The organism is Cupriavidus sp. UME77, from assembly GCF_014170355.1.
Classification (GTDB): domain Bacteria; phylum Pseudomonadota; class Gammaproteobacteria; order Burkholderiales; family Burkholderiaceae; genus Cupriavidus; species Cupriavidus basilensis.
This window is the reverse complement of sequence record NZ_LZZU01000032.1, coordinates 169,718-187,788: the sequence shown is the minus strand read 5'-3', so window position 1 is coordinate 187,788 and position 18,071 is coordinate 169,718. Positions and strand designations below refer to the sequence as shown.

At 66.2% G+C, this 18,071-nt stretch carries 19 protein-coding genes; 8 read left to right on the top strand and 11 right to left on the bottom strand.

Annotation, left to right across the window (positions count from 1 at the left end; all coding sequences use genetic code 11):
• Positions 1-12: 12 nt before the first annotated feature.
• The gene (locus A9975_RS12735; protein WP_183033002.1) at positions 13-306 is read right to left on the bottom strand and encodes a hypothetical protein; all 294 of its coding nucleotides are present in this window, start codon (positions 304-306) and stop codon (positions 13-15) included.
• Between the two features lie 367 nt (positions 307-673).
• Here A9975_RS12735 and A9975_RS12730 point away from each other — a divergent pair, with 367 nt between their 5' ends.
• From A9975_RS12730 to A9975_RS12720, 3 genes are all read left to right on the top strand, one after another.
• Positions 674-1,414, top strand: coding sequence for a polysaccharide deacetylase family protein (locus A9975_RS12730; protein WP_183033000.1), 741 nt, complete (start codon positions 674-676; stop codon positions 1,412-1,414).
• Positions 1,411-2,607 carry a glycosyltransferase family 4 protein gene (locus tag A9975_RS12725; protein WP_183032997.1) on the top strand — a complete coding sequence of 399 codons (1,197 nt, stop codon included), beginning with the start codon at positions 1,411-1,413 and terminating at the stop codon, positions 2,605-2,607. The genes A9975_RS12730 and A9975_RS12725 overlap by 4 nt, the downstream gene beginning before the upstream one ends.
• Positions 2,608-2,681: 74 nt before the next feature.
• On the top strand, positions 2,682-3,212 hold the full coding sequence (locus tag A9975_RS12720; RefSeq protein ID WP_220810716.1) for a MarR family winged helix-turn-helix transcriptional regulator: 531 nt from the start codon (positions 2,682-2,684) through the stop codon (positions 3,210-3,212).
• A gap of 43 nt (positions 3,213-3,255) precedes the next feature.
• On the opposite strand, the gene A9975_RS12715 is transcribed toward A9975_RS12720, so the two are convergent.
• The 10 genes from A9975_RS12715 to A9975_RS12670 form a co-directional block, all read right to left on the bottom strand.
• A complete protein-coding gene (locus A9975_RS12715) occupies positions 3,256-3,771 on the bottom strand; it encodes an aromatic-ring-hydroxylating dioxygenase subunit beta (protein ID WP_183033157.1) in 516 nt (171 codons plus the stop codon).
• Between the two features lie 38 nt (positions 3,772-3,809).
• Positions 3,810-5,099, bottom strand: a complete 1,290-nt coding sequence (locus A9975_RS12710) for an aromatic ring-hydroxylating dioxygenase subunit alpha (RefSeq protein WP_183032995.1) — start codon at positions 5,097-5,099, stop codon at positions 3,810-3,812.
• A 14-nt stretch (positions 5,100-5,113) separates the two neighbouring features.
• Complete coding sequence (locus A9975_RS12705) at positions 5,114-6,400, bottom strand: NAD(P)/FAD-dependent oxidoreductase (RefSeq protein ID WP_183032992.1); 1,287 nt, start codon at positions 6,398-6,400, stop codon at positions 5,114-5,116.
• A gap of 9 nt (positions 6,401-6,409) precedes the next feature.
• Positions 6,410-6,727, bottom strand: coding sequence for a non-heme iron oxygenase ferredoxin subunit (locus tag A9975_RS12700; RefSeq protein ID WP_150986098.1), 318 nt, complete (start codon positions 6,725-6,727; stop codon positions 6,410-6,412).
• Between the two features lie 74 nt (positions 6,728-6,801).
• Positions 6,802-7,869, bottom strand: a complete 1,068-nt coding sequence (locus A9975_RS12695; protein WP_183032990.1) for a branched-chain amino acid ABC transporter permease — start codon at positions 7,867-7,869, stop codon at positions 6,802-6,804.
• Positions 7,869-8,753 (bottom strand): branched-chain amino acid ABC transporter permease, encoded by an 885-nt coding sequence (locus tag A9975_RS12690; RefSeq protein ID WP_183032988.1) that lies wholly within the window; start codon positions 8,751-8,753, stop codon positions 7,869-7,871. Before A9975_RS12690 ends, A9975_RS12695 begins: the two co-directional genes overlap by 1 nt.
• Positions 8,754-8,765: 12 nt before the next feature.
• On the bottom strand, positions 8,766-9,533 hold the full coding sequence (locus A9975_RS12685) for an ABC transporter ATP-binding protein (protein ID WP_183033156.1): 768 nt from the start codon (positions 9,531-9,533) through the stop codon (positions 8,766-8,768).
• On the bottom strand, positions 9,533-10,309 hold the full coding sequence (locus A9975_RS12680) for an ABC transporter ATP-binding protein (protein WP_183032986.1): 777 nt from the start codon (positions 10,307-10,309) through the stop codon (positions 9,533-9,535). The genes A9975_RS12685 and A9975_RS12680 overlap by 1 nt, the downstream gene beginning before the upstream one ends.
• A 46-nt stretch (positions 10,310-10,355) precedes the next feature.
• Positions 10,356-11,528: an ABC transporter substrate-binding protein gene (locus A9975_RS12675; RefSeq protein WP_183033155.1), complete on the bottom strand. Its 1,173-nt coding sequence runs from the start codon at positions 11,526-11,528 to the stop codon at positions 10,356-10,358.
• A gap of 245 nt (positions 11,529-11,773) precedes the next feature.
• Positions 11,774-13,378, bottom strand: a complete 1,605-nt coding sequence (locus A9975_RS12670; protein WP_183032984.1) for an MFS transporter — start codon at positions 13,376-13,378, stop codon at positions 11,774-11,776.
• Positions 13,379-13,599: 221 nt separating this feature from the next.
• Between A9975_RS12670 and A9975_RS12665 the strand changes: the two genes are divergently transcribed.
• The 5 genes from A9975_RS12665 (at position 13,600) to A9975_RS12645 (ending at position 17,894) form a co-directional block, all read left to right on the top strand.
• Entirely contained in the window at positions 13,600-14,562 is a 963-nt protein-coding gene (locus tag A9975_RS12665) for an amidohydrolase family protein (RefSeq protein ID WP_183032982.1), read from the top strand.
• A gap of 74 nt (positions 14,563-14,636) precedes the next feature.
• Entirely contained in the window at positions 14,637-15,338 is a 702-nt protein-coding gene (locus A9975_RS12660) for an Asp/Glu racemase (RefSeq protein WP_183033154.1), read from the top strand.
• A gap of 1 nt (position 15,339) precedes the next feature.
• Entirely contained in the window at positions 15,340-16,185 is an 846-nt protein-coding gene (locus A9975_RS12655) for an alpha/beta fold hydrolase (protein ID WP_183032980.1), read from the top strand.
• Positions 16,186-16,221: 36 nt separating this feature from the next.
• Entirely contained in the window at positions 16,222-17,268 is a 1,047-nt protein-coding gene (locus tag A9975_RS12650) for a 2,5-dihydroxypyridine 5,6-dioxygenase (RefSeq protein ID WP_183032978.1), read from the top strand.
• Positions 17,265-17,894 (top strand): N-carbamoylsarcosine amidohydrolase, encoded by a 630-nt coding sequence (locus A9975_RS12645; RefSeq protein ID WP_183032976.1) that lies wholly within the window; start codon positions 17,265-17,267, stop codon positions 17,892-17,894. The genes A9975_RS12650 and A9975_RS12645 overlap by 4 nt, the downstream gene beginning before the upstream one ends.
• Positions 17,895-18,071: the final 177 nt, after the last annotated feature.

The following is an 18,071-nucleotide window of genomic DNA, read 5'->3' as shown; positions in this document are numbered from 1 at the left end:
GGATTTGCCCGACTAGTCTCGCTGCGCCTGACATGGAGGCACGGGCACCGGCGCGAGGTACCGGGCGGGCAGCGTGATGGTAAAGCGCATGCAGCCCGCCACGCCGCGGTCCAGCGAGGCCTGGCCTCCGTGGGCCAGCGCAATGCGCCGCACGATCGCCAGGTCCGGGCCGGCGCGGCTGATGGGCGATTCGCGGCGGGGCGGTGGCTCGAAGATGCGGGCGCGCTCTGGCGGCGGGCGGAAGGCTCTCGTCGGGCGGATCGCATTGGTGTTGCCCGGCCAATGCGAAGCGATTCTATAGGCCAACGCTTCGCCCTGAAGCGGCTCGAATCAACTCGAGACAACTACGCACAATTAAGCACAATTACGCACGGTTTTGCGTCACTTTCCAACAGACGCCGATAGGCACCGTCCCTAGACTTCAGGGCTTGATCCAAGGGGGCTCAGGTGAATCGCATGTCGGGAAGAAAGTTGGAGAGATCGATGTGGGCCGGCGCATTTCTGGCAAGCGGCCTTGGCTGTGCCAGTCCAACGGTTTGCTGTCGGTACTTCCCAGGTCGTAGTCGTGGCTAAACGAAGCAAACATGCTGGCCCGACCGCGCTCAAGTACCGCTTCCAGCCGCGCCGGCTGCGCAACGCCGTTCTGCTTTGCTCCTGTTCGCCGAGGAAAAACATGACACCGCGAATCCCCATCCTGATGTATCACCAGATCGATGCGCCGCCGCCGCGTGGCACGCCGATGCGCAGCCTTGTGGTGGCCGCGCGCGATTTCTCCTGGCAGATGCGCCTGCTCCGGCTGATGGGGTATCGCGGCCTGGCCTTGCGCGACCTGCTGCCTTACCTGCGCGGCGAGAAGGCTGGCAGGGTGGTGGGCATCACGCTGGACGACGGCTACCGGAACAACCTGGAGCATGCGCTGCCAGTGCTGCAGCGTTGCGGGTTCAGCGCAACCTGCTATGCGGTCAGCAGCCTGGTCGGCAGGACCAATGCCTGGGACGCGGCCATTGGCGTGCCAGAGACGCCGCTGATGACCGTGCAGGAACTGCGCGTGTGGACCCGTGCGGGCATGGAAGTCGGTGCGCATACGCGCACCCATGTGGACCTGACCCGGATGGAGGTCGTTGCCGCGCTGGACCAGATCGCGGGCAGCAAGCTCGCGCTGCAAGATGCGCTCGGCGTGCCGGTCCGGCACTTCTGCTACCCCTATGGCGAGTTCAATCAGCCAGTCGCCGACCTGGTGCGCGAAGCCGGCTACCACAGTGCCGTGACCACGCAGCGCGGCCGCGCTGCGGTCGGCGGCAACCTGTTCGGCCTGCCGCGCGTGCCGGTCGCGCGGACCTCGCACGTCGGGCAATTTTTGCTGAAGCTGGCGACTGCCTATGAAGATCGCCGCGGCGTGGAGGTGGTGTCATGATGCATGTTGACCGAGGCGCCGCGCTGTCCGCGGGCCAGCTGCGGGTGCTGGTACTGAACTCCCGGCTGGATGGCGGCGGCATCGATTCGCACACGCTGTCGCTGTGCCGGGCCCTGCGGTTGCAGGATTGCGTGGTGAGCCTGGCCGCGCCGGCGCGCGCACGCTGGATCGACGCGGCGCAGGCCATGCCCGGCATCCAGGTGCTGGCGCTGGATGCCGGGCGAGCGGTCTGGCCGCTGGTGCTGTCACGCTATGTCCGCGAGCAGCGCATCGATGTCATCCACGCGCATCACGGGCGCGATTACTGGGTGGCGATCGCGGCCTGGATGCTGTCTGGCCGAACCGCATCGGTGGTGGTGACGCGCCACCTGATGACCCAGCTCAAGGAGCGCACGCGCCGCTACCTGGCGGCGTTCTCCAACGTGATTGCGGTGTCCGATGCGGTGCAGGAGTCGCTGCGCCGGGTCGATCCGGAGCGCGCCTTGCGGCTGCGGCGGATCTACTGCGGGATCGACACCGAGCGCTTTCGCCGCATCGCCATGCGAGGCTATCGGGTACGCGAGGCCCTGGGGCTGCCACGGCATGCGTGGGTCTACGCGATGATCGGCGGGGCCCAACGGCCCGACGGCAAGGGGCAGTTCTACTTCGTCAAGGCCGCGGCGCAGGTGCTGGCACGGCATCCGCATGCGCATTTCCTTTGCGTCGGCGAAGGCGACCTGATTCCGCAGTTGCGCCACCAGGCGCAGGCGCTGGGCCTGGGCGGGCACATCCACTTCCTGCCGTTCGAGCATGATGTGGCGTCGCTGTTGCAGGCGATCGATGTGCTGGTGCATCCGGCCGTGGGCAGCGAGGCGCTGGGGCTGGTGATACTGGAAGCGCTGAGCTGCGGCAAGCCAGTCATTGCCACCGCGCTGGACGGGATACCCGAGACCTTTCTCGATGGCGCCCACGGCGTGCTGGTTCCGCCGCGCGACGCGCATGCCCTGGCGCAGGCCATGTGCCAGCTGGCGGCGGACCCCGGGCGCGCGGCCCGCATGGGGCGGCGCGGGCGCGGCTGGGTGGAGGTGAACTTCTCGCTGGCCTCGCTCGGGCGCGAAACCGTGCAGCTGTACCGGGACTGCGTGACGGCGGCGCGGCAGCGGGGCCGGGCGCGCATCGCGCAAGGCGGGCAGGCCGCTTCGGAGAGGACCTGAAACGGTGCGTTTCGGCACCAGGGTGGGGCCAGTCGTCTATACTTGTCAGCATGCTAACAAGTTTGGTGAGTTGAATGTCCTCTGCAAAACGTCAAACGACGCGCTCCGCTCCTCCGGCCGAGGATCCGGTGCAGTCCGAAGCGGACCCGGCCAAGGCACTTCTGTGGGCGCGGCCCGGCTTCCTGGTGCGTCGCCTGCACCAGATCCACGTGGCCATGTTTTTCGAGGAATGCAAGTCTCCCAGCATCACGCCGGTGCAGTACGCCATCCTGACGGTATTGTCCGTGTTGCCCGGGCTGGACCAGACCGCGCTTGGGCAGGAAGTCGGCTTTGATCGCACCACCACCGCCGACGTGGTGCGCCGCCTGGAAGAACGTGGCCTGGTCGAGCGCAAGGACAATCCGGCCGACCGCCGCACGCGCCACGTGCACCTGACCAAGGAAGGGCAGACCGTGGTGGCGTCGCTGCGCGCGGACATGGAGCGTGCGCAGGAGCGGATGCTGGCGCCGCTGCGCCCGGCGCAGCGCAAGGTGTTCATGGACTTGCTGTCCACGCTGGTCGAGGCTAACAACGACTATAGCCGCACCGTGTTGCGCATCATGTAGGGACAGCGCGCCGGCATGGCGCCGGCGCTTGGACTACACCTGCTCAGACCGGATAGACGAGGTCGTTGGCGATGATGGTGGTGTCGTACACGACCTGGCGCTCGGCCAGCAGCAGCTTGCCCCCGATGCGGGCGAAGCGGTCGTGATAAGTGCCCGCCATGTGGATGGTGGTGGGCCCTTCCACCAGCGTTTGCAGCAGCAGTAAGCTGGCCTGCGCGTGGATCTCGCCACACTCGCTTTCATCGGTGACGCGCGTATTGGTGACGAGGTGCAGCATATAGCGCGGCGCGAACATCTGGGTGCGCGCAATCGCCACCGCCCGGTCGTGCATCATGCCGCGGCCTTCGGCATAGACCAGCCCCACCGGCAGCCCGAGTTCCACGTTCTCCCGCGCGGTGACGCGGTAGATGCAATCCTCGGTAAAGAACTCGGGCCACGTTTCCACCATGCCGGCATCGAGCACGGCGCAGTATTCGCCGTGGAAGGCGTCGATCTCCATGCGCAGCGCTTGCGCGCGCGCGGGGGCCAGCTGGCAGGGGCGAAAGAGGCTATGCGCCATCGGTGTCATGGTTGGGGTGATTGTCGGTGTCATGCTGTTCAGAACCCCATCACGCTGCGGTAGTACTGGTACATGGCGCGGATCGCGGACTCCGAGATCAGCGAGTTGGCGGTGCCGACGTGGCCGGGATCGAGCTTGAGCACATTGCGGTCGGTGCTGGAGCGGCGCACGCCCTCCTGCACGAACTTCATCGCCTCGTTGTCTTCCAGGCCAAGGAAGCCGGCCGGGCCCATCAGGTTGCCCTGGCGCAGGCGGTGGCGCGTCATCTCCTCGGTGTCGTCCTCATAGCCGAACATGGTCCACTGCATCAGCATGCTGTCCGGGCCGTTGGGCACGATCTGGCGCACGCCCAGCGTGTTCATCTCGCGCTGCACGATCAGGTTCGGCCAGATGGTCTGCATGGTGACGGACCACGGCGAATCGAACTCCTTGATGTACTCCAGGAAGCGGTCGTCCTGCAGGCGCATGCCTTCGTGGTAGGAGCGCATTTCCTTCTTGTTCTCGTCGCTCACCGCCGCGTACTTGTCTTCCTTCTTGGCCGAGGCCATGGTGCCGTGGCGGCCGTGCACCGGGTCCGCGATCATGGCGGAGTCGTTGCCGGCGACGAGCAGGCCGAACACCACCAGGAAGGAGTGCAGCAGCGTGGCGTGGTACGGGTCCTTCAGGTTCTCGTGGTACATCTTCCAGTTGCAGGGCAATTCGTTCTTGTAGTACCCGAGGATCTTGAGCGGCTTGCCGTTGAACACCACGTCGAAATCCTTGAGGATTTCCGGCGTCATGTACACGTCCAGCGGCTCCATGTCGCCGGCGTACGAGGCGAAGATCACTCCGTTGCGCGTGGCCACGTTCAGCTTCACCAGGCCATGGTCTTCATTGCGGAAGTCCTTGGGCATGCCACCGGCACGATTCACGCCGCGCTTGAACGGCACGCCCTGCAGGTTGCCCTTCAGGTCGTAGGACCACTGGTGATACGGGCAGACGAACTCCTTGGCGTTGCCCTGGCCATGCCGGCAGAACTCCGCGCCGCGGTGCGCGCAGCGGTTCTCGAAGACATTGACGGAGCCGTCTTCAGCGCGCGCCACGACGACGGGTGTCGGCCCGACGTAAGAGCGCTTGAAGTCGCCCGAGTTGGGAATCTCGGCCTCCAGCGCGACGAAATTCCATGAGCGGCCGCGGAAGATTTTTTCCAGTTCCAGGTCGTACACGGCATTGCTGGTGTACACCCAGTCTGGGATGAAATGCAGGGCGTCTTCCGGCCACTGGCAGGCGGCCAGTTCGGCGTCCTTGGCGCGCGGCGTGCGGTTGATGACCGCATGGGTCTGGTACATGTTTCGTTCCTCGTTCAGGATTGGGTTTCGCTCGCGCGCACGGCGGCGGCTTCGCGCACCGCCTGCTTCAAGGGCAGGGCGGTGTCGCAGAGCAGGCCGATATCGCAGGCGGTGCCTTGTTCGATCAGGTTACGGAGCTGGCGCAGGTCGCCGCCCGCGTTGACTGCAATGGCGTGGCGCAGTTGCGCGCCGGCCATGCCAAGCAGCAGGAATCTGGGGGGCGTGCCGGCGTCGGGTGCTTCTGTGCTGCCGCGCAGCGTGTAGCGCAGCGTGGGGTCCATGGCGCCCAGCATCTGGATATTGCAGCCGAACTGGTCGGTCCAGAACCAGGGCAGGGCGGCCGGGGCCGTCGGCACGCCGAGCATGGCGGCCGCGGCGATGCGGGCCTGCTCATTGGCGTTCTGCCACGACTCCAGGCGCATCTCCTGGCCAAACAACGGCTGGTATTGGCTGGCGCAATCGCCGGCGGCAAACACACCCGGCGCGCTGGTGCGGCAGTGCGCGTCGACCTGGATGCCGCCGTTGCCCGGGTGGAGCGCAAGCCCGGCCGCCTCTGCCAGGCCCACATTGGGGTGCAGCCCGATGGCCACCACCACCAGCGGCGCGCGCAGGACGGTGCCGTCGGCCAGCGTGACGGCGACTTCGTCCACAGCCGGCGGGATCGACGCGATCCCGCCGCCCAGGCGCAGGTCGATGCCGAGGCCGCGCACGCGTTGCGCCAGCCAGTCGGAGAACACCGGCGGCACGGCGCGCTGCAGCAACAGCGGCGCGGCTTCGACCACCGTCACCGCCAGCCCCATGGCACGGGCGGTGGATGCGGTTTCCAGTCCAAGGAAGCCGCCGCCGATCACCAGCACCGCGCGCTCGCGGCGCAGCGCGGCCCGCAAGCCGCGCGCATCGGCGAGCGAGCGCAGGTAGTGCACCCGGGGCTGGCCCTCGGGCAGGGCGGCCAGGGTGCGGGCACGCCCACCGGTCGCCAGCAGGCAGCGGCTGAAGGAAATTGCTTGGCCATCGGCGCAATGCGCCGTGGCGCGGGCGGGATCGAGCGAGACCACGGTGGTGGCCAAGCGCAAGTCGATATCTCGCTCGGCATAGAAGCCGGCCGCGTGCACGCCGATGCGCTCGTCTTGCTGCTCGTCCGCCAGCACGGCCTTGGACAGCGGCGGGCGCTCATACGGCGCATGGGCCTCGCCGCCGACCATGACGATGCCGCCGTCATGGCCCAGCGCGCGCAGCGCGGCGGCGGCCGTGGCGCCAGCTTGGCCGGCGCCGATGATCAGGATGGGAGCGTCTTGTGACATGGCCGGCGCTCAGGCTGTGACCATGACATCGACCAGGACGTCGCTGTCCACGATCTTGACCGGGTAGACCTTGATGCCCTGGGTGGCGGGCGCGCACATGGCCTGGCCGGTGCGGATATCGAAGCGCGCCTGGTGCAGCGGGCATTCGATGCAGCCATCCTCCAGGTAGCCGTCGGACAGCAGCGCGTACTGGTGCGTGCAGACGTTGTCGGTGACGAAGTACTCCCCTTCGCTGCGGTACAGGGCCAACTGCGCGTCGCCAAGCGTGAGCGGCATCACTTCATCGTCCTGAAGCTGGCCGGTGGTGGCGATCTTGGTCCAAGCCATGATGCATCTCCTTTGATCAGTATGCTGAGTATTAATGATCAGTGTACTGATTTAAATTGCCGACTGAATCAGCGTTAACCCTTGAGCGTCGCCGAGGTGGCCGCAGTGGCGCAGTGGCCGTGCAAGGGCGTGGCGGCGCTGTCCGGGGCGGGGCGCGCCAGCGCGGCCCGGCGTTCCAGCAGGGCTTGCAACTCGCCCATGATGCCGCGGCGAAAGGTGAGCACGCAGACCACGAAGATCAGGCCTGTGACCATGCTGACCGACTCGCCCAGCGTATTGAACCAGTCCACCCCCGTCATCGCGGCCAGGCTGCTGCCGGCATCGCCGAGTTTGTTCTCGACCGCGACGATCACCAGCGCGCCCAGGATCGGCCCGGACAAGGTGCCCATGCCGCCCACCAGCGTCATCAGGATGACGGATCCGGACATGGCCCAGTGCACGTCGGTCAGCGTGGCAAAGCCGAGCACCAGCGTCTTCAAGGCGCCTGCCAGTCCCGCCAGCGCGGACGACAGCACAAAGGCCAGCAGCTTGAACCTGTCCGTGTCATAGCCCAGCGAGATGGCGCGCGGCTCGTTCTCCTTGATGGCCCGCAGCACCTGGCCGAAGGGCGAGTTCACCACCCGCGCGATCAGCAGCAGTGCGGCGCCGACCACGATGGACACCACGTAGTACATCGTCAGGTCGCCCTCCAGCGAGAGCAGCCCGAACAGGCTGCCGCGCGGCACCGCCTGCAAGCCGTCCTCGCCGCCCGTCACCGGGGCCTGCAGGCAGAAGAAGTAGAACATCTGCGCCAGCGCCAGCGTCACCATCGCAAAGTAGATGCCCTGGCGCCGGATCGCCAGCGCGCCAAAGGCCAAGCCGAGCAGCGCGCCGAACGCCATGCCGGCCAGCAGCCCGAGCTCCGGCGTGGCGTGCAGGGATTTCATCACGTAGCCGCAGGCGTAGGCCGCGCCGCCAAAGAAGGCGGCATGGCCGAACGACAGCAGCCCGGTAAAACCCAGCAGCAGGTTGAAGGCGCAGGCAAACAAGGCAAAGCACATCAGCTTCATGGCCAGCACCGGGTAGGCGCCGAGCAAGGGCGCCAGCGCGACGGCCGCCATCAGCAAGGCGCCAGTCAGTCTTGCGCGAGAGTCTACGGTCATTATTTTTCCTTTCCGAACAGGCCGGCGGGGCGCACCATCAGCACGCACACCATGGCCACGAAGACGACGGTTGCCGAGGCTTCCGGGTAGAACACCTTGGTCATGCCTTCGAACACGCCCAGGCCCAGCCCGGTCGCGATGGAACCGAGGATCGAGCCCATGCCGCCGATCACCACCACGGCGAACACGGTGATGATCAGGTTCTGGCCCATCAGGGGCGAGATCTGCATCACCGGTGCGGCCAGCACGCCGGCAAAGGCGGCCAGCCCCACGCCGAAGGCGTAGGTCAGCGTCACCAGCAACGGCACGTTGATGCCGAATGCTTCCACCATGCGCGGGTTCTCCGTGCCGGCGCGCAGGTAGGCGCCAAGCCGCGTCTTCTCGATCACGTACCAGGTGGCGAAGCACACCACCAGCGAGGCCGCCACCACCCAGGCGCGGTAGTTGGGCAGCACCATGAAGCCCACGCTGGTGGCGCCCGTCAGCGCCTCGGGCGTGGGGTAGGACAGGCCGGAGACGCCATACGCCGAGCGCAGCAGCCCTTCGATCAGCAGGCAGATGCCCAGCGTCAGCAGCAGGCCATAGAGGTGATCGAAGCGATAGAGCCGGCGCAGCATGGTGCGCTCCAGCACCACGCCCAGCACGCCGGTGACGAGCGGGGCGAGGAGCAGCATCAGCCAGTAGCTCAGCCCCAGGTAGGCCAGGCCCATCCAGGCCAGCACGGCGCCCAGCATGAACAGGGCGCCGTGGGCAAAGTTGATGACATTGAGCAGGCCGAAGATGACTGCCAGCCCAAGGCTCAGGATGGCGTAGAACGAGCCGTTGACGAGTCCGAGCAGCAACTGGCTCAGCAGGGCGGGCATGGGTATGCCAAAAAATTCCATGACGATGGTTCCTTACACGCCAAGCAGGGCGTTCAGCGTGGGCATCTTGCGCGCGAGCGCGCTGGCGTCGAAGCACTCCACCATGCGGCCGTGCTCCATCACGTAGAAGCGGTCGGCGAGTGGCGCGGCGAAGCGGAAGTTCTGCTCCACCATGACGATGGTGTAGCCGCGTTTCTTGAGCGTGGTGATCATTCTGGCGAGGGTCTGGACGATGACGGGGGCCAGGCCTTCGGAGATTTCATCGAGCAGCAGCACGCTCGCGCGGGTGCGCAGGATGCGGGCGACGGCCAGCATCTGCTGCTCGCCGCCCGACATGCGCGTGCCCTGGCTCTTGCGGCGTTCCCACAGGTTGGGGAACATCGCGTAGATCTCGTCCAGCGGCATCGGCTCTCGGCCCGACGTTGCAACCTCAGGCTTGAACACCGGCGGCAGCATCAGGTTTTCCTCGCACGACAGGCTGGAGAAGATCGCGCGTTCCTCCGGGCAATAGCCCAGGCCCAGCGGCGCGATGCGGTGCGTCTTCATGCCGATGGTCTCGGCGCCGTTGACGCGGATCGAGCCCTTGCGGGCGCCGACCAGCCCCATGATGGCACGCATGGTGGTGGTGCGGCCCGCGCCGTTGCGGCCCAGCACGGTGACGACCTCGCCCGGGTTGACGCTCAGGTCCACGCCGTGAAGGATGTGGGATTCGCCGTACCAGGCGTGCAAGTCCTGGATCTGCAGTGCAGGGGTGGGCTGGCTCGTGGGTTGGTTCGTGAGTTGGCTCGTGGTTTGGCTCATCATGCGGCCTCCGTCAGTGCGGCATCGGCCGTGCCCATGTACGCCTCCATTACCTGTGGGTTGCGCGTCATTTCCTCGTACGGCCCCTCCGCCAGGATGGCACCGCGCTGGAGCACGGTGATGCGCTCGGCGATGGACGACACCACGCTCATATTGTGTTCCACCATCAGCACGGTGCGTCCCGCGGAAACCTGCTTGATCAGGGCGGTCACCACCTCCACATCCTCGTGCCCCATGCCTTGCGTGGGCTCGTCGAGCAGCATCAGCTCGGGGTCCATTGCCAGCGTGGTGGCGATCTCCAGCGCACGCTTGCGGCCATAGGCCAGCTCGGCGGTCGGCAGGTCGGCAAAGCCCTCAAGGCCGACGGCCTTGAGCAGCGCGAGCGCGCGATCGTTGAGCTCGTCCAGCGAGCGCTTGCTCTTCCAGAAGTGATAGGCGGTGCCGAGCTTGCGCTGCAGCGCCACCCGCACGTTCTCCATCACGGTGAGCTGGGGGAACACCGCCGAGATCTGAAAGGACCGGATCACGCCCTTGCGGGCGATCTGGGCGGGGCGCGCCCGCGTGATGTCCTCGCCGTTGAACAGGATGGTCCCGGCGGAGGGCGCATGGAACTTCGTCAGCAGGTTGAAGCACGTGGTCTTGCCGGCGCCATTGGGCCCGATCAGGGCGTGGATGGCGCCGCGCCGAACGCGCAGGTCGACCTTGCTGACGGCGGTGAAGCCCTTGAACTCCTTGGTGAGCCCCCGGGTTTCAAGGATGACGTCAGCCTGGCTCATGCGTGCTCCGCTGTTTGGTCTTGGCAGGTCGGTTCTGCATCGTGGCTCACTTCTTCACCAGTGCGCATTCGCTGGCGGACAGCGGGCGGAATGCCGAGTCGCCGGGGATGGTGCCGATGTACTTGACCAGGTCCCACGGGCCCTTCGACTCCGCCGGCGTCTTGGCCTGCGCCAGGTACATGTCATGCACCATGCGGCCATCCACGCGCACCTTGCCGGCATGCACGAAGTCGTCGTTGACCGCGAGGGCGCGCATCTTTTCCGCCACCGCCGGGCCATCCACCGTCCTGGCCGCCTCAACCGCCTTCAGGTAGTGCAGCACACCCGAATACACGCCGATCTGCCCGTGCGTCGGGTAAGCCTTGTGCTTGGCGTAGAAGCGCTCGACGAAGGCCTTTGACCTGGCGTCGAGGTCGAGCTTGAACGGGTCCACATAGGTCAGCCCCTGCGCCACGCTGGGGCCCAGGCTCTTCAGGTCGGTGATGAAGGTCGACGGCGTGATCACAGTCTGTCCGCCCTTGATCAGGCCGAACTCGCCCGCGGCCTTGACGCCGTTGATCATGTCGTTGCCGGCGTTGGCCAGCACCACCACCTTGGCCTTGGACGCAGAGGCGGCCACGATGGGGCTGCTGAAATCGCTGGCGTTAAGCGGATGCTTGGTGCTGCCCACGTTCTTGCCGCCGCTGGCCTCCACCTCCTTGCGGAAATCCGATTCCAGCGACTGGCCCAGCGCGTAGTCCACGGTGATGTAGTACCAGCTGTTCTTGCCGTCGGCGATCAGCCGCTTGACCAGCGGCGCCGACACCGAATATGTATCCCAGCCCCAGTGAAAGCCGGTGGGCGAGCAGTTCTGGTTGGTCAGCGCCATGGCGCCGCCGGTGGAGACGATATTGATCTTCTGCTTTTGCCTGGCGATTTCCTGCACCGCCAGCGCGGTGGAGGAGTTGGGGAAATCGATCACCATGTCCACGCCATCGGTGTCGAACCAGCGGCGCGCCAGCGACGAGGCGATGTCCGCCTTGTTCTGGTGGTCGCCGGAGAGCACCGTGACCGGCTTGCCGAGCGCCTTGCCGCCGAACTCTTCCACGGCCATCTGTGCCGCTAGCACCGAGCCGCGGCCCGAGAGATCAGCGTAGGAGCCGGACATATCGGTAATCACGCCAACCTTGACGCCGTTGGCATCCGCCAGCGCGGCGGTGCTGCATAGCAGGGCGATCAGGGCCGGGATCAGGACAGGAATCGGGGCAGGAATCGGGGCAGAAATCGGGGTGCGGCGTGCGTTGTGCAGAGACTTCATGGGGGCGCTCCAGACAGGGTGAATGGGGTTCAGGAACCGGGGTGGAAAACAGGATGGCTTCGTCTTGGTGCAGCGATCAGTATGCTGACTATTAAATACAGTGTACTGAGCAAATTTCGCGCCAGAGGACGAAGCCGGGCTACAGGGCTACAGGGGGCACAGCGGGATCAGGTATCCAGGTCGCGGCCACGGGTCTCGGGCACGAACACCATGCCGACGACAAAGGCGATGGCAGCGATCGAGACCGGATACCAGAGGCCAAAGTACACATTGCCGCTGGACACGTTCATCGCCGTCACGACGAACGACAGCATGCCGCCCACCCAGCCCGCACCCAGGTGGAAGGGCAGGGACAGCGACGTGTAGCGGATGCGCGCCGGGAACAGCTCGACCATGAACGCTGCGAGCGGGCCGTACACCATGGCGAGCAGGAGGATGGGGATCAGCAACATCAGGAACAGCATCGGGCGGTTGATGGCAGCCGGGTCCGCGTGCTCCGGCCATCCGGCGGCCACCAGCGCCTGCTTGATCGCCGCCTTGTCAAAGCCCTGCAGCGTCGTGTCGCCGATGCGCAGAGCGGGTTGCGCGCCGGCATCACTCTGCGTGAACTCGTAGCCGACGCCAAGATCCGTCAGGTAGCCCTTGACCTTGTCGCACGCCGACACCGGCTCGGCAAACAGGCGGAAGTGGCAATCGCCGGCGCGCAGCTGCACCGTGTTGCGCTGCTGGAACTGCTCCAGCGCCGGGTTGGCGTAGTGCGTCAGCGCCCTGAAGATGGGCTGGGTGGCCAGCGCCGCCAGCAGGCAGGCGGCCATCATGATGTGCTTGCGCCCGATCCGGTCCGACAGCCAGCCGAAGAACAGGTAGCAGGGCGTGGCGATCACCAGCGCGATGCCGATCAGCAGGTGAACCAGCTCCAGCGGCACGTGCAGCGTCTTGTTGACGAAGAACATCGTGTAGAAATGACCGGTGCCGAAGATGGCGCCGAGCCCGGATGCCACCACGAACAGCAGCAGCACGTACTTCAGGTTGGCCCAGTTCGTGAAGCTGTCCAGGATGGGGGATTTCGACGTGCCATTGCCGGCTTTCATGCGCGCGAAGATCGGCGACTCATGCAGCTTGCCGCGGATGTAGACCGACACCACCAGCATCAGGAACGAGACCAGGAACGGCAAGCGCCAGCCCCATTCGCGGAACTGCGCCTCGGTGAGAAATGTCTTGAGCAGGTACACGACCAGCAGCGATGAGAGCAGGCCGAGCGTGGCCGTGGTCTGCAGGGAGCTGGTGTAGAGCCCGCGTTTTTCCACCGGAGAATGCTCGGCGACGTAGGTCACCGCGCCACCCACTTCGCCGCCCAGCGCCAGCCCCTGCAGCAGGCGCAGCACCACCAGCAGGATGGTGGCGGTGATGCCGATCTGGCCATAGGTGGGTAACAATCCGACGCCCACCGTGGCGATCCCCATGAGCAGGATCGTCACCAGGAAGGTGTGCTTCCGGCCGATCTTGTCGCCCAGCCGGCCGAACAGCAACGCCCCCACCGGGCGCACCAGGAAGCCCGCGCCGAAGGTGGCAAGGCTGGCGAGGAAGGCCGTGGTCTCGTTGCCGGGCGGGAAGAACAACGCACCAAAGTAGACCGCCAGCGCCGCGTAGATATAAAAGTCGTACCACTCCATCAGCGCCCCGAAAGACGACGCGAGGATCACCTTGCGTTCTTCCCTTGTCATGCCCTGCTTGCGCACGGCGGCACCGTCATTGGCCAGGCTGATCGTCATGGTCGTTTCTCTCCGGGGGCAGGTCAGCCTGCCCGTGTGTGTTCTCCACACTGTCAGCATGCTGAGTAATTTCAATCAGTGTACTGAGCAGAATTTGTCAGTGTTATGGGGGTTAACCCTTTTGGCTCCGGCTAGACATTCCCCAACCTCGTTGCTATATTAAAAATGCTCAGCATACTGATCAATTAGCAAGCCCCCACCCAAACAGGAGTCGCCACAGCATGACGAGAATTCGGAAGATTGCCCTGGAAGAGCACTTCATGGCCCCCGGTTTCCAGGCCTATTCGAAGGGATACCTCCAGCACATCGACGCGGCGGTCATGGCCGATCTCGCCAGGCGCCTGGGCGATTTCGACGACATCCGCATTGGCGAGATGGACCGTGCCGGCATCGATTTCACCGTCCTGTCGCAGACCGGCCCGGGCGTGCAGGGCGAGACGGATCGCGTCGCCGCCATTGGCCGTGCCCGCGAGAACAACGACTTCCTGGCGGCGCAGGTGGCGCGCCACCCCACGCGCTTCGCTGGCTTTGCCGCGCTGCCGATGCATGACCCCGTCACGGCCGCGGACGAGCTGGAGCGCGCCGTGAAGCAGCTTGGCTTCAAGGGCTCGCTGGTCAACGGCCACACGCAGGGCGTGTATTACGACGATCCTTCCTATGACGCGTTCTGGGAGCGCATGCAAGCGCTGGACGTGCCCATGTACCTGCATCCGACCGATGCGTTTGTCGCGCCGCATGTGTATTCGGGCCATCCCGAAATCAGCGGCGCGGCCTGGGGCTGGGGCGTGGAGACGGCCAGCCACGCGCTGCGCCTGGTGTTCGGCGGCGTGTTCGACCGCTTCCCCCGGCTCAAGCTCATCCTTGGCCATATGGGCGAGGGGCTGCCGTTCCAGCGCTGGCGCTTCGACAGCCGCTTTGCGGTGTACTCGCATGGCATCAAGCTGGCGAAGAAGCCGTCGGAATACATCGGCAGCAATATCGTGATCACCACGTCGGGCGTGTGCTCGCCGGCTGCGCTGAACGGCGCCATTGCCGAGATGGGCGCCGAGGCCGTGCTGTTCTCGGTCGACTATCCCTACGAATCCACGGCGATCTCGGCGGATTTTATCGAGCAGGCACCGATGGATGAGGCCACCCGCCGCCTTGTCTGCCATGGCAATGCCGAACGCATTCTCAAGCTTTGAACCCCGAAACAACGGAGCGCCCCGTGCAGAAGACTTTCCGGATCGGCCAGATCGTGCCGAGTTCCAACACCACGATGGAAACCGAAATCCCCGCGATGCTGCTCGCGCGCCAGCAGGTGCGGCCCGAGCGGTTCACCTTCCACTCCAGCCGCATGCGCATGAAGAAGGTGGTCAAGGAGGAGCTTGCCGCGATGGATGGCGAATCCGACCGCTGCGCGCTGGAGCTGAGCGATGCCCGCGTCGATGTGCTGGGCTATGCCTGCCTGGTGGCCATCATGGCGATGGGCCACGGCTACCACCGCGTCTCGGAGAAGCGCCTGCAGGCCCATACGGCGGCCAACGGCGCCGACGCGCCGGTGGTCACCAGCGCCGGTGCGCTGATCGATGCGCTCAAGGTGATCGGCGCCAAGCGCATCGCCGTGGTTGCGCCGTACATGAAGCCGCTGACCGAGCTGGTGGTGGACTACATCCGTAACGAAGGCTACGAAGTGGTGGACTGGCGCGCGCTGGAAATCCCCGACAACCTCGAAGTGGGCCGCCACGACCCCGCCAGGCTGCCCGGCATCGTCGCGCAGATGAACACCAAGGATGTGGACGCCATCGTGCTGTCCGCCTGTGTGCAGATGCCGTCCCTGCCGGCGGTGGCCAAGGTCGAAGCCATGACCGGCAAGCCGGTCATCACCGCCGCCATCGCCACGACCTACGCCATCCTCAAGCAACTCGACCTGGAGCCCGTGGTGCCAGGCGCCGGTGCCTTGCTCTCGGGCGCTTACTAAGATGAGTACCTTTGTTTGCGGCGGCAACGTCCACGCCAACGGCATCCGCCAGCACTATCTCCGCTATGGCGGCCACAGCGGCGCGCGCGTGACGCGCGATCCGGTGATCGTGGTGCCGGGCATCACCAGCCCGGCCATCACCTGGGGCTTCGTTGGCGCTCGCCTGGGCGAGCAGTTCGACACCTATGTGCTGGATGTGCGCGGACGCGGCCTGTCGTCCGCGTCGGACACGCTGGACTATAGCCTGGACGCCCAGGCCGCCGACGTGCTGGCGTTCGCGCAGGCGATGAGCCTCCCCAGCTACAGCGTGGTGGGCCATTCGATGGGCGCGCGCATCGGCATCCGTGCCGCGCGCAGCCAGCCAGCCGGGCTGGCGCGGCTGGTGATGGTGGATCCGCCGGTGTCCGGCCCGGGCCGGCGCGCCTATCCCGCGCAGCTCGCCTGGTATGTGGACTCCATGGCGGTGGCGCGCCACGGCGTGGACATCGAGACCATGCGGCGCTTCTGTCCCACCTGGACCGAGGAGCAACTGGCGTTGCGCGCCGAATGGCTGCACACCTGCGACGAGCGCGCCGTGCTGGCCAGCTTCCAGGGTTTCCATACCGACGACGTGCATGCCGACCTGCCGGGTATTGGCATTCCCGCCTTGTTGATGGTGGCAGGCCGTGGCGATGTGGTGCGCGCCGAGGATATCGAAGAGATTCGCGGGCTGCTGCCGCAGCTTGAAGTCAGCCATGTGCCGGGCGCCGGCCACATGATTCCCTGGGACGACGAGGGCGGCTTCTACAACGCGCTGGGCGACTTCCTCGGCGCCGAAATTGTCCCCCGGCAACAGGCCGCGGCCTGAACTACCGATCGACCGAAACGATCATCAGGAGAGAACATGCCAGTCAGTGACCACGCCCTGATCCAGGCCTGGAAACAGGTCCTCACGCTGTCCCGGCTCGCGCCCGGGCAGACCGTCACCATTCTCACCAGCGCCGCCACGCATCCGCAGACGCTGTCGTGCGCGCTGGTTGCCACCCAGGCGATGGGCGCCATCGTCAATCGCCTGGACCTGCCGCCCGTCAACGCGGACAAGGCCTTGAGCCGCGATCCGCTGGCCTACCTGGGCACCACGGCGCTCACCGGCAACCGCGCGGCCATTGCCGCGCTCAAGGAGAGTGACCTGGTGCTGGACCTGATGACGCTGCTGTTCTCGCCCGAGCAGCACGATATCCTCAAGACCGGCACCAAGATCCTGCTGGCGGTGGAGCCGCCCGAAGTGCTGGTGCGCATGGTGCCCAGCGACGCCGACCGCGAGCGTGTGAGCGCCGCCAACGCGCGGTTGTCGCGGGCGAAGGAGATGACGGTGACATCTGACGCGGGCACCGACCTGCGCTGCCCGCTCGGCGAGTTTCCCGCCATCAGCGAGTACGGCTTCGTCGACGAGCCGGGGCGCTGGGATCACTGGCCCAGCGGCTTCGTGCTGACCTGGCCGAACGAGGGCGGCGCGAGCGGGCGCATCGTGCTGGACCGCGGTGACATTTTGCTGCCGCAGAAGGGCTACGTGGCGGACCGGGTCGAGTTGACGGTGGAAGGCGGTTTTGCCACGCGCATCGAAGGTGGCCTGGATGCCGAGCTGCTGAACGACTACATGGCCTCGTTCAACGACCGCGAGGCCTATGCCATCTCGCACATCGGCTGGGGCCTGCAGCCGCGCGCGCGGTGGTCCACGCTGGGCCTGTATGACAGGGAGGCCTCGATCGGCATGGACGCGCGGGCTTACGAGGGCAATTTCCTGTTCTCGCTCGGCCCCAACAACGAGGCAGGCGGCAGCCGCACCACCGCCTGCCATATCGATATCCCGTTGCGCAACTGCACCGTGAGCCTGGACGGCGAGAACGTGGTCCGGCAAGGCAAGGTACTGGACGGATGGAGCAGCAAATGACGAGACATGGCGAACTCCCCACCTACGAGCGCCAGGGCTTCGGCACCCAACTGCCGCTGCAGGACCCTATAGGCTTGCTGATCGTCGACTTCGTCAACGGCTTCGCCGATCCGGCGATGTTCGGCGGCGGCAATATCGCCGAAGCCATTGCCAACACGGTGCCGCTGCTGGACAGCGCGCGGCAACAGGGCTGGGCGGTGGCGCACAGCCGCATCGTGTTTGCCGACGACGACGGCGACCACAACATCTTCACGCTGAAGGTGCCTGGTCTGCTGACACTGAAGGAGCATGGGCCGGCCAGCGCGATCGTTGCGCAGCTGGCCCCGCGCGATGGCGAGCTGGTGGTGCGCAAGACCGTGCCGTCCGCCTTCTTCGGCACGTCGCTGGCGGCGTGGCTGACGCAGCGCGGCGTGCGCACGCTGGTGGTGGCGGGCGCGGTCACCAGCGGCTGCGTGCGCGCCAGCGTGGTCGATGCCATGTCGCACGGGTTCCGCCCGCTGGTGGTGTCGGACTGCGTGGGCGACCGCGCGCTCCAGCCGCACGCGGCCAACCTGTTCGACATGGAGCAGAAGTACGCCGCCGTGATGCCGCGCGAGCAGGCGCTGGCGGCGCTGGCCCGGCTCTGAGCGGTGCCCGGTGCGCACGGTGATGCGCACCGGGCACGTGCATCGGCTGAAGCCCCAATTGACGGGCGCCGCCCGTTTCGCCAATGTGTCGATAAGCTCAGTGCACTGAATATGTGCCGCTGGACGTGCGATCAGGCAGGTGCACGGAACTTGCTTGCCGACCTGCTGGTTGCCGGG